The organism is Rhizobium sp. TH2, from assembly GCF_024707525.1.
Lineage (GTDB): Bacteria > Pseudomonadota > Alphaproteobacteria > Rhizobiales > Rhizobiaceae > Rhizobium_E.
In genome coordinates this window covers 1,844,748-1,856,472 of record NZ_CP062231.1, presented here as the reverse complement: position 1 = coordinate 1,856,472, position 11,725 = coordinate 1,844,748, and the positions used below count along the sequence as shown (strand labels likewise).

Annotated in this window: 13 protein-coding genes; 9 read left to right on the top strand and 4 right to left on the bottom strand. The window is 60.2% G+C overall.

Annotated elements, in window-relative coordinates:
- The first annotated feature begins 107 nt into the window (after positions 1-107).
- From argC to IHQ71_RS09340, 5 genes are all read left to right on the top strand, one after another.
- Entirely contained in the window at positions 108-1,040 is a 933-nt protein-coding gene (gene argC, locus IHQ71_RS09360; protein ID WP_258161699.1) for an N-acetyl-gamma-glutamyl-phosphate reductase, read from the top strand.
- A gap of 7 nt (positions 1,041-1,047) precedes the next feature.
- The gene (locus tag IHQ71_RS09355) at positions 1,048-1,902 is read left to right on the top strand and encodes an aminoglycoside phosphotransferase family protein (protein WP_258161698.1); all 855 of its coding nucleotides are present in this window, start codon (positions 1,048-1,050) and stop codon (positions 1,900-1,902) included.
- Positions 1,903-1,976: 74 nt separating this feature from the next.
- Complete coding sequence (locus IHQ71_RS09350) at positions 1,977-2,711, top strand: LuxR family transcriptional regulator (protein ID WP_258161697.1); 735 nt, start codon at positions 1,977-1,979, stop codon at positions 2,709-2,711.
- 81 nt (positions 2,712-2,792) lie between these two features.
- Entirely contained in the window at positions 2,793-3,536 is a 744-nt protein-coding gene (locus IHQ71_RS09345) for an acyl-homoserine-lactone synthase (RefSeq protein ID WP_258161696.1), read from the top strand.
- 82 nt (positions 3,537-3,618) lie between these two features.
- Positions 3,619-4,098 carry a hypothetical protein gene (locus IHQ71_RS09340; protein WP_258161695.1) on the top strand — a complete coding sequence of 160 codons (480 nt, stop codon included), beginning with the start codon at positions 3,619-3,621 and terminating at the stop codon, positions 4,096-4,098.
- Here the strand turns inward: IHQ71_RS09340 and IHQ71_RS09335 are convergent, their stop codons facing one another.
- Positions 4,099-5,202, bottom strand: a complete 1,104-nt coding sequence (locus IHQ71_RS09335; protein WP_258161694.1) for a COX15/CtaA family protein — start codon at positions 5,200-5,202, stop codon at positions 4,099-4,101.
- Positions 5,203-5,278: 76 nt separating this feature from the next.
- Between IHQ71_RS09335 and IHQ71_RS09330 the strand changes: the two genes are divergently transcribed.
- Entirely contained in the window at positions 5,279-5,488 is a 210-nt protein-coding gene (locus tag IHQ71_RS09330; RefSeq protein ID WP_258161693.1) for a DUF2842 domain-containing protein, read from the top strand.
- Between the two features lie 216 nt (positions 5,489-5,704).
- The gene (locus IHQ71_RS09325) at positions 5,705-6,910 is read left to right on the top strand and encodes a GNAT family N-acetyltransferase (RefSeq protein ID WP_258161692.1); all 1,206 of its coding nucleotides are present in this window, start codon (positions 5,705-5,707) and stop codon (positions 6,908-6,910) included.
- A 4-nt stretch (positions 6,911-6,914) separates the two neighbouring features.
- Here IHQ71_RS09325 and IHQ71_RS09320 read toward each other — a convergent pair whose 3' ends face one another.
- Entirely contained in the window at positions 6,915-9,149 is a 2,235-nt protein-coding gene (locus tag IHQ71_RS09320) for an exopolysaccharide transport family protein (protein ID WP_258161691.1), read from the bottom strand.
- A 272-nt stretch (positions 9,150-9,421) separates the two neighbouring features.
- Here IHQ71_RS09320 and IHQ71_RS09315 point away from each other — a divergent pair, with 272 nt between their 5' ends.
- Positions 9,422-10,000, top strand: coding sequence for a polysaccharide biosynthesis/export family protein (locus IHQ71_RS09315; protein ID WP_258162789.1), 579 nt, complete (start codon positions 9,422-9,424; stop codon positions 9,998-10,000).
- Between the two features lie 9 nt (positions 10,001-10,009).
- A complete protein-coding gene (locus IHQ71_RS09310) occupies positions 10,010-11,149 on the top strand; it encodes a glycosyltransferase (RefSeq protein ID WP_258161690.1) in 1,140 nt (379 codons plus the stop codon).
- On the opposite strand, the gene IHQ71_RS09305 is transcribed toward IHQ71_RS09310, so the two are convergent.
- Entirely contained in the window at positions 11,128-11,409 is a 282-nt protein-coding gene (locus IHQ71_RS09305; protein ID WP_258161689.1) for a type II toxin-antitoxin system RelE/ParE family toxin, read from the bottom strand. The genes IHQ71_RS09310 and IHQ71_RS09305 overlap by 22 nt on opposite strands.
- A complete protein-coding gene (locus tag IHQ71_RS09300) occupies positions 11,406-11,633 on the bottom strand; it encodes a hypothetical protein (RefSeq protein ID WP_258161688.1) in 228 nt (75 codons plus the stop codon). Before IHQ71_RS09300 ends, IHQ71_RS09305 begins: the two co-directional genes overlap by 4 nt.
- Positions 11,634-11,725 lie beyond the last annotated feature (92 nt).

The window sequence follows — 11,725 nt, the reverse complement described above, 5'->3', positions numbered from 1 at the left end:
TCCGCTCGCAGGCGTAAGCGCTTGGCATGCCCCGTTTTTGTTGCGCTTTTGTCAAACCGAAACTATATGCTGCCGAGCATAAGCCTTCTCGAACAATGGGAATGATCATGAAACCGAAGATCTTCATCGATGGCGAACACGGCACGACGGGTCTGCAGATCCGCACGCGCATGGCCGGCCGCGCTGATGTCGAGCTTCTGTCGATCCCCGAGGCCGAGCGCCGCAATGCCGCGATGCGCGAGGATTTCCTGAATTCGGCCGACATAGCTATCCTCTGCCTGCCCGACGACGCGTCGAAGGAAGCCGTGGCGATGACCGCCGCCAACAACAATGTGCGGATCATCGACACATCGACCGCCTACCGGGTGCATCCCGACTGGGCATACGGTTTCGCCGAGATGGACAAGGTGCAAGGCGAAAAGATCCGGGCGGCACGTTACGTTGCAAATCCCGGCTGCTATCCCACCGGCGCCATCGGCCTGGTGCGGCCGCTGCGAATGGCGGGCATCCTGCCGGAATCCTACATGATCACTGTCAACGCCGTGTCTGGCTATACCGGTGGCGGCAAGCAGATGATCGCCCAGATCGAGGACGCGACCAATCCCGAACATATCGATGCACCGCATTTCCTCTACGGCCTGAGCCTGAAGCACAAGCATGTGCCTGAGATGAAAATCCACGGCATGCTAGAGCGTTCGCCGATCTTCTCGCCTTCGGTCGGCAAGTTCCCGCAGGGCATGATCGTGCAGGTGCCGCTGTTTATCGATCATCTGCTCGATGGGGCAAACCTTGAAAGCGTGCACAAGGCGCTGGCTGATCACTATGCCGGCCAAGACATTGTCGAGGTCGTCCCGCTCGAAGTCTCCGCCAAGCTCCCACGCGTCAACGCGGTCGAACTCGCCGGCAAGGACACGATGAAGCTCTTCGTGTTCGGCGCGCCCGATGGCGAGCAGTTGAACCTGGTGGCACTGCTCGACAATCTCGGCAAGGGTGCCTCGGGCGCCGCGGTCCAGAACATGGACCTGATGCTGTCGGCCTGAGCGCCCGATGGATATCGATGCGGCGGCGGATCTTTGGCATCTCGATGAGATCGAGCCCGTCGCCGACACACCAGGCAGCCTCGTCTATCGCGCCCGAACGCCTGATGGCGGATCAGTCGTCGCCAAGCTTCTCAAGCAGCGCGGCATGGAAGAGCTGGCCGGCATGGATTATCTTGCCTGGCGGCGGGGCCATGGTGCGGTCAGCCTGATCGCCCGGCGGGACAATGCCTGCCTGCTGGAAGACGCCGGCAGCATGACACTCGAAGATTTCCGTGCAAGCCATGGCGAGGAAGCGGCGACCAAGGTCTTTGCCGATATTCTGGCGGAACTGCATGCCCCCTCGCCGCATCCGCCGCGGCCTGGCCTGACGCCGCTCGCACGGCATTTTCGCAGCCTTACGGAACGCGCCGCGCCTGCCCATCCGGATCACGCTCGCGATCTGGTCTGGGCGGGAGAACTTGCTCGCGATCTGCTTGCGAACCAGAATCCTGTCATTCCGTTTCACGGCGACCTCCATCACGAGAACATCATCTCTCAAGACGGCACGATCTGGCGCGCGATCGATCCGCATGGGCTGATCGGCGATCCGGCCTATGACGTGGCCAATTTCTTTGGAAATCCGCTGGGCCGACCGGACATAACCTGCGACACGGATCGTATCCTTGCGATCGCCGTGGTCACGGCTCAAGTGATTGGGTGCTCGGAAAGCAAGATTCTACAGTACGCGGCTTGCCATGCCGCACTCTCGGCGTCCTGGTCAATCGACGGTCCGGTATCGGAAGAAGATGTGAAGGACGCGCAAGATCGCCTCGGCTTTCTCAAAGTTGTACGCGACCTGCTTTCTTCAGAGGCGACTTGTTAACCGAAATACAAGTTCGGTTGGTTTTGGCGGCGCGGAAATCATGCTATAGGTCCGCAACCAAACACGGAGCGCCTATGCGTTCACAAATCGCCAATACGATGTTCGATTTCATCGAAGCGCTGGAAAAGATCACCAGCGAGGAGCAGGCCTTCGTAGAGTTGCGAAAGGTTGCGGACTTCTTCGGCTTCGACTCTTTTGCAATTTCCGGTATTCCGGAACCTCACGAGCGCATCGATCCGTACGTCCTGCTCAACGGCTGGCCGGAGGAATGGGCCACGCGCTACATGGCCAAGCAGTATTTCACTGTCGACCCGGTGATCCAACGCACGATCCTCTCCGACAATGCCTTCGTATGGGAGGATGCGCTCAAGCATATGAATATCGGCAAATCAGGATTGAACTTCATGAACGAAGCGCGGGAATTCAATTTTATCAATGGCTTCAGCGTGCCAATCCATTCCCTGATGGGCTTTCGCGCCATCGTCACTTTTGCCTCGGACCGGATCGACCTGTCGTCGGAGGCGCGCGGGGCGCTCCACATGATTTCCATCTATGCGCATAACAAGATCAAGGAACTGAAGACCGGCGGCAAGCAGGTTGTATTTGACAGTGGCAGGCACCTCACCTTACGCGAGCGTGAATGTATTTCCTGGTGTTCCGAAGGCAAAACTGCCTGGGAGATTTCTGCAATCCTTGGTATATCCGAGAGAACAGTTGCACATATCCTTGAGAATGCACAACGTAAGATGAACACCACCAATCGGACACATCTAATTGCAGAATCTTTACGCGCAGGCCTCATTCGCTAGACTGTCAATAGGGTAAATCTACCTATAGCGCGGTCCGGCATTTGGCTGCAGTTTCCCCCCAAATTGTAGGGGGTTTGACCAGTGATCAGAATTATTACATCGCAAAATACCGAAGATTATCCGGACCTGATGGAAAAGGTCTGGCGGTTCCGCCACGCTCAGTTCGTCGAAAGACTCGGCTGGAAAGAACTGACGAGTGAGGACGGGCGTGAAATCGACCGGTTCGACACGGACGACGCGATCCATCTCGTCGTCGAGAAGGGTGACCGGGTCGTCGGCTATACGCGCCTGCTGCGCACGTCGGGGCCGCATCTGCTGTCGGATATCTATCCGCATATCATGGAAGGCCATGGGTGGCCGCGTGAGCGGACAATCTACGAGTGGACGCGCTGCATTTCCGACGAACATGCAGGCAAGTTCGGAGACGTGCAGGCGTCGCATATGCTGATCACCGGCGTCCTGGAGTTCTGCCTTGTCGCCGGCATCAAGGGGTTGATCGTCGAGACGCATCCGAAGCTCGTCACATGGATGCTGGAAACCGGCTATGTGGCGGAGACGCTGCACACGCCGCAGGTCATCAACAATGTGCCCGTCGTGCCCGTTTATATCGGCGCGACCATGGCGGCGCTCAATCGACACCACCAGATGTTCGGCGTCCGCCAGAGCGTGCTCTCGATCGACGATGAACTGGTCAATCCGGTCACCGGACGCGGTATGCTCAGCCATCTGCCGGGCCTGGGCATCAGGAGGACACCGCTTGCCGCCTACGCGCCTGAAGTGGACTTCGCCGCCATGCGGGAATCGTCGGGCAAAAACTCGCATTGAAAACAGGCGGGCGCGGCAATAAACATGCCGTGTCAACCGTCTCTGATCGGTGGGCGGATTGCCCGCCGTCTCAGGAGTTTCCATGCTTTTCCGCCGCCTTGCATTTTCAGCGCTGATCCTTGGCGCTGGCGTCCCAGCTTTCGCCGCTGATTTCCCCTTCGAGGGCAGTTGGAAGTTCACCAAGGCCACCGTCGCGCCTTGGGAAGATCCCGCCCATCCGATGGTGACCGACGATGCGGAACGCTATATCGGCAAGGTCGTCGAAATCACGCCGGATGCGCTGACGGGCCCCGATCTTCTCGGTTGCGGCAGAACGGAGGTCACGATCGAGCCCCTGCCCTATGCCGGCCTGTTCGAGGGCGGCCTTGCCGCTGACCCCAAGGATCCAGGTGGCAAGTATGATGAGGCAAAGGCGAAAAAGCTCGCGATCGAACTCGGCTTCACGGCCGAGCCGGTGCCGACCCTGTTTCAGGGTTGCTCGGAGATCAGTCTCCACAAGCGCGACGACAAGACCCTGCTGTTCGGAATGAACAACCGGATATTCACACTCGAGAAGCAGTGATCAGCTTCTGACCGCTACGTCGATCGGCCGTGCATATTCACCGTGGAAGCCGCGCCAATGCGCGACGCCGAACCCCAGCACGATCAGCGCCAGACCCTGATGGGTCAGCGCCACGTCGATCGGCACCGCCATCAGCAGCGTGCCGATACCGACTGCGGCCTGGAGACCGACGAGCAGGAAGAACACGACGCCGCGATTGGCATGCGGCGTACCGGGGTGCCGTGCAAGAAGCGCGATCATCTGGATCAGCGCCAGCGTCAGCAGCAGATAGGCGTTCATCCGATGCAGCCACTGCACCGCCTTGGCATTCTCGAAGGCGTTGAGCCAGACGGGCTGCATCACGGTCAGCCCATCCGGCACGATGGCGCCATCCATCAGCGGCCAGGTATTGTAGGCAAGGCCTGCATCCATACCCGCGACCAACGCGCCGAGATAGATCTGCAACAGGATGAAGAACACGATCACACCGGCAAACAGGCTCGCGCCCGTGCCGACTAGCACGCGGCCGGAATGGGCGGAAAGCGCGCGCCACACCCAGGTGACCGCGGCAAAGATCAGGCACGCGACGGTCAGGTGAATCGCCAGTCGGTACTGGCTGACATCGACGCGCTTGGAGAGCCCCGAAGCCACCATCCACCAGCCGATCGCACCCTGCACACCACCGAGCGCCAGGATGCCTACCAGCGGCCAGCGCAGGCGCCTTTCCAGCCGGCCCGTCAGCCAGAAGAAGGCGAGCGGCACGGCGAAGATCACACCGATCGAGCGCGCGATCAGCCGGTGGGCCCATTCCCACCAGAAGATGCGCTTGAACTCCTCGACCGTCATGCCCTTGTTGATCTGGCTATATTCGGGAATGCGCTGGTAGAGCGCGAATTCTTCCTGCCATTCCTCGGCGTTGAGTGGTGGAATGACGCCGTGGATGGGCTTCCATTCGGTGATAGATAGCCCGGAATCAGTGAGCCGCGTCGCACCGCCGACCAGCACCAGCGCGAAGATCGCGAGGAGGACGAGGAAGAGCCAGACGCGTATGGCGCGACGATTGCGCTCGATCCGGTCAATCTCCTTGAAAATCCGGGTTTCGAGGTTTATTGCGCTGTCAGCCATGGCGGGATCCTTTCGCCCAATGCTCTGCATGAGGCCGCTCCGGCTGGCAAGATGAAAACCAGGGATGTGAGACAAAATGCCCGATACACTGCGCAAGATCATCGGCACGATCCTGATGGTCGTTCTGGTCCTCGTCTATGCGCTCCTCGCTGTCACCATCGCATCGGCCACGCTCGGTACCTCGCCGTGGTACGTTCACCTGCTCTATTTCTTCTTCACCGGCTTTCTCTGGATCCTTCCCGCCATGGGCATCATCAAATGGATGCACCGGCCGAAAGCAAAGTAGGAGATTGTTAACCAGGCTTTTCCAAATAGGGGAGGCGCGGGCACCGCTTTAAGTTTTCTTCCGCTTCTTTCCGGCTAAGTTCCCCGCCGGATACATGGTCAGCCGTCAGGTCAGGTTCGGGTATTTCCCCGGGGAGCAGACGCCGTGCAGGCAGCGCAGATAAAATTTCAATCCATGGACTTGCCAGATGATCGCCCGGCATATGAGCTATCTATCGTGAGCGCGGATTCCCTTTTCACGGCCGGCATGATTTCTGTATCGATCCACGACCGGATGGAGCCACTAGAGGCGGAATGGCGCGCGCTTGAGGCGCTCAATATCAATTCGCTGCATCATGGCTACGATTGGTGCCGCGCCTGGATCGCCCAGTACAAGCGCCCGCTGATCATCGTCGAAGGCCGCATGCAGGGCGAACTCGCCTTCATCCTGCCGCTCGAAGTGGTGCGCGGCCGGATGTTCACCAGCGCCCAGTTCATTGGTGCGGAACATTCCAATCTCAATACCGGACTGCTGACGCAGAAATTCGTCGATGCCGCGACGCCGGAGATGATGACGATCATTGGTGCCGCGATCCGCGGCGCCGTCGGCAATGTCGATTTCGTTCTGCTCACCAACATCCCGGAACAATGGCGCGGCGTCGCGATGCCGTTCGCCATGCTGCCCTCGGTCGAGAACCAGAACCACGCCTTCGCGCTCACCATGCAGCAGGATTTTGTGGCCACGCTGGCGCAACTCAGCGCACGCCGCCGCCGCAAGAAGTTCAGCTCCAGCCATCGCAAGCTCGAGGCCATGGGTGGCTATGAGCATGTGATCGCAGAGACATCGGCGGAGAAAAACCGCTTTCTCGATCTCTTCTTCGAGCAGAAGGGCGCGCGCCTGGTCGAGCTCGACCTGCCCAATGTCTTCGCCTGCCCGCGCACCCGCGAATTCCTTCATCAGGCTTCGCAGCTCCCGCAAACCGAAGATCGATTTGCGCTGCGCCTACATGCGCTTCGCATGACCGGCGGCGAACATAGTGGCGAAATCCCGGCAATCGCCGGCCTGTCACGCAAGGGCGACCACCTTATCGTGCAATTCTGCACCATCGGCAGCGGACCGCTGACGCAGGCCGCGCCCGGCGAACTGCTCTTTCATCTGATGGTCGAACAATACAATACCAAGCGTTTGGGTTTGTTCGATTTCGGCATCGGCGACATGGCCTTCAAGCGCTCCTGGACCAATGTCGAAACGGTGCAGGTCAACGTGACCATTCCCGTCACGCCGCTCGGCCGCCTTGCTGCGCTCAAGGAAGAGACGACCACGCGCCTCAAGGCGATGATCAAGCAGAACCCGGCCGTCTATTCCTTCCTGCAGCGCATCCGCGCCAAGGTGCACAACGCTCCGCACGACAAGGCGGGGCAGCAGGACACCGACGAGGATTAAGGGATCAGGCCGCCTTGCGACCGGATTTCGGCGACGGCGGATTGTTCTGGCCGAAGAGCAGCACGACATCCTCGTAGCCCGCTTCGATGAAGCTTCCCGCGGCAGCCTCGATTTCCTCGGCATTCGCGTCGGTGGTCGAGAGGATGATCTCGGCCTGGCCGTTGCGGGCAAGACGCTTGACGCCCTCGACATTTGCCGGACCGCATTCCACGATCACCAGGTCATAGGCATTGGCGAGCGCATCGACGATCATCGCCAGCCGTTCGGCGCCGCGCATGGCGCGCTTGGCGTTGGCATTGCCATGCGGCAGGATATGGGCGTCGGACAGGCGGTCGCCGTGGATCGTGTCGGCGAAGGCCGCTTCGCCGCAGAGCAGGTCGGTGATACCGGGCTGGCGGATGTTCTCGGCCATCAACCGCGTCGGCAGTGCCGAGCCCGTCATGTCGATGAGAATTGTCTTCCGGCCCATTTCGGCGACCGTGCGCGCGAGAATGACGGTGGACGTCGAACCATCGTCGCCGGACAGTGACACCGAGACCGCGACGTTCACATCCGTCTCCACGAGATGGCGCGCCACTGCGTTGACGGAGAATTCTCCATCGATGAAATCCTCTGCTGCCTTTTCCATGCTTTTCTCCAGCGCCGGTGCATCGAGTTCAAGCGAAAGCAGGCTCGCGACGGCGGGCTTTGCAACCATCGGAGCGGGTTCGTCCATATATTCATGCTCATCCGCCGGATCGGGTTCGACGGCAGAAGCGATGGCGACGGCGGGCTCGTCTATCACCCGGCGTGGCTGGGCGACGGGCGCGGGCTCTTCCTCGTATTCCGGGCCGGAATAGCGGATGGCGCGGCCGGAGAAGAGTTCGGCCAGCATGACGAAGATCGAGCTCAGGATGAAGCCCGCCAGTGCCGCCACGATCGTGATCGGCAGGACCTTGGGGAAATAGGGTTCCGACGGCATCGACGCATTGGAGATGACGCGCGCATCGGCCGGCGTCGCATTCATGTCCTGACGCGATACCGCTTCACGATAGCGCGCGAGATAGGTTTCGAGCAGTTGGCGCTGGGCAGTGGCCTCGCGCTCAAGCGCCTTGAGGCCAACCTGCCGCTCTTCGGATTCGGCGTTATCGGCCTTCAGCGTGTTGAGTTGCTGGATCAGCTGCCGTTCGCGTGTTCGCGAAATTCCGGCCTCGTTGACCAGGCTCGACAGGATCTTCTGTGTTTCCGCGCGGATCTGCCGGCGGATACCGTCAAGCTGCGAGCGAAGGCCCTGCAGTTTCGGATGTCCATCGAGCAGCGACGTCGAGAGATCGGCGATCTGGCCTTCGATGCCCGATTGCGTCTCCTTGAGCCGCTGGATCATCGGCGAGCTCACGACATCGGTCAACGTATCGACATTGCGGCCGGATTTCAGCGTCGCGCGCACGCTCTCCGCCCTCGCCTCGGCATTGGCCCGCTCGCCACGGACGCGCGCCAGCTCGACCGAGATGTCATTGAGCTGCGTCTCGGCGAATGTGTTCAACTCGCCTGTCTTGTAGATGTCTGCGGACGACCGGTATGCAGCCACCTTCTCCTCGGCATCCCGCACCTTCTCGCGCAGGTTGGCGATTTCGGGTTCGAGCCATTTGGCGGTCTCGGATGTCGTGTCGAGCTTGGCGCCCGACTGCAGCGACAGATAGACCTTCGCTATTTCGGTCGGCACCTGGGCTGCGAGCTTCGGATCCTTCGACGAGAACTGGATGGCGATGACGCGCGATTTCTCGACCTGGTAGACCTGCAGCTTGCTGGTGAATTCCTTGAGGATGCGCTCCTCGGGCGGTACGTCGAGCGGGTTCTTCGCCAGACGCGTGAGAATAAGAAGCCGGGTCAGCAGGTCGGGATTGGCAGCCGGATCGAATTCGGCGCGATCACCGAGATTGAGCGTCTTGGCGACCTGCTTGATCAGGTCGGATGATTGCAGCAGCGCCACCTGAGAAGCGACGCCCGCCTCATCGAGAATGGGCTCGGGCGCCATCTGCTGGGTCTGCTGGGCGGACGTCAGCCCGGGATTGCGGGTTTCGATCAGGATCTGGGTCTCGGCCTGGTAGCGCGGCGCGACCATGCTCGATATGCCGAATGCGGCGCCGCCGATGACCACGGTCGAGAGCAGCACGAGCATCCTCCGGCGCCAGATCGCACCGACGAGGCCGCCCAGATCGATATCCGCATCCTGATCGCTATACCTATCACTCGACGACATGCCGCAATACTCCACACCTTGCTGGGGCGAAATCTAAAGAAACAAGGTAAGCGAAGCGTTAATGCAACACGGTCGTCTTACGCGGGATATATCCCGGCAAAAAAGAAACATGTTGGAGCAAGGGTTTTACCGGCTGTTAACCTTAATCGAACGATAACAGGGGAATGAAACCGGCCCCACGCGGATATTCCATTCGTTAAGCGCCGGCACCCGAGATCAATATCCGGCCGCAATCCGATGCGACCAGCCGGAAAACGCGGAGAATGACGCGAATGGTAACCGTCGGTAAACGGCAGCGCCTTTCGATCGCCCTGTTTCTGGCAGCGTCCGCCCTGCTCGCTTCCTGCTCGTCATACCGGCCGGCGCCGAAGGCGTTCCATGAAGCAACGATCCGGCCCTATCGCGTCGATAGCGGCGACCGGCTGCGCGTCACCGTCTTCGACCAGAAGGACCTGACCAATACCTATTCCGTCGATCAGGCAGGCTATGTCGCCTTCCCGCTGATCGGCTCGGTGGCAGCCCGCGGCCGCACGATCCAGGAACTCGAGGGCCAGATCGCCACGCAACTGCAAAAAGGCTTCCTGCGCAACCCCGATGTTTCCATCGAAGTCGATCGTTACCGCTCCATCTTCGTCATGGGCGAAGTCGGCCAGCCAGGGCAATACACCTATGTGCCGGGCATGACCATTCAGAACGCCATCGCGCTTGCCGGCGGCTACACGCCACGCGCTCTTCAAGCCAATGCCGACGTGACCCGCAAGATCAATGGTGAGATCCTGACCGGGCGTGTGCTGATTTCGAATCCTGTCCTTGCAGGCGATACGATTTACGTCCGCGAACGCCTGTTCTAAGGATCGATGATGACGGATGACCCGCCATTGCGAATCCTTCATTGCTTCAGATCCCCCGTCGGTGGCATCTTTCGCCATGTCCGGGATCTGGCAATGGAACAGAGCCGCGCCGGCCATGCCGTCGGTATTCTCTGCGATTCCTCGACGGGTGGCGAACACGAGGAACGCCTCTTCCAGACCATCATGCCCTACCTTTCGCTGGGTCTCACGCGCATGGCGATCGATCGGTCGATCACGCCGCGCGACATCCCGGCATTCTGGAGAAGCTACAAGGAAATCAGAAGTTTGCAGCCGGATGTCCTGCACGGTCACGGCGCCAAGGGTGGCGCAATGGCACGTCTCGCCGGCTCGTTGCTGCGGGTGAACAGGTATCGCGTATCCCGCCTCTATACGCCGCATGGCGGCAGCCTGCATTTCAGCCGCCGGAGTTGGAGCGGCTGGGCCGTCTTCACGCTCGAACGCCTGCAGGAATGGTTCACCGACGGACTGATCTTCGTCTGCGATTTCGAGCGTCGCACCTACGAGGAGAAGGTGGGGCGCGTCTTCCGGCGTAATGAGGTTGTTTACAACGGCGTCGGCGAGGCCGATTTCGAGATCGTCCCGGAAAGCCCCGATGCGGTCAACTTCCTCTATGTCGGCATGCTGCGCGATCTCAAGGGGCCGGACATCTTCGTCGATGCCTTCGCCAAGACCGAGCGCCTGCTCAAGCGGCCGCTATCGGCAATGATGATCGGCGACGGCCCCCAGAAGCAGAAATATCTCGACATGATGACCTCGCGCGGTCTTGGGCGCCGCATCACCATGCTGCCGGCGATGAACATTCGCGAGGCCTTCGCCAGTTCGCAGAACGTCGTGGTGCCGTCGCGCGCCGAATCCATGCCCTATATCGTACTAGAGGCCCTGGCAGCGGGCCGCACAGTGATCGCATCGGACGTCGGTGGCATCTCCGAAGTGCTCGGCAAGGGCAGCGATGCCCTCATTCCCCCGGGCGACAGCGATGCACTGGCCAAGGCCATGGCGGAAAGCATCACCGTGCCGGGCTGGAAAGAATCTCATCTGCCCGACCGCGAGAAATTCCACGCGGTGTTCAGCTCGAAGACGATGGCCTCGCGGATCACCGCGCTTTATCAGGAACTGGCTGGGCGTTGAGCCGCGTGCCTGAAGCGCGATATTACGATTTCGTCAGCCGTGACGCGATAGAAGATCACGTATGGATAAGGCGTCAGCACGAGACGCCGATAGCCGTCGCGGCTCGTCATCTGGCCGGCCTGAGGATATTCCTGGATAAGAGCGAACGCAGTGATGATCCGCTTGTTCACGCTCCGCGCACCCTGTGGCGAACGCGACGCTATGTAATCGAGCGTGCTATCGATTTGCCGCAGCGCGGTGCGCGTGTAACGCAGCTTCATCGATCATGTTTGGCGAAGACGGCTCGCGCCTCTTCATCGGTTGCAAATGCGCCGCGCGCGATCTCATCATCCGCAGCGATAAGATCAGCTTCCTCCTCTGATGTCAGCTGATAAATCTGCTCTTCCTGACCAGCCAGGCGCAACAGAATCTGGGCAAGATCATCCTGCATTTCGGGCGAAAGCGCGCGGGCACGCTCGATGGCGATTTCTAGAAGTTCGGTCATATCGGTATTATGCATCTGACCCACAAAGCGTGCAAGTGGATGCCATTCGCAGCTCCCCTCGTAAGCGTTTCTTAGTTCCTTTGCTCTAGTCT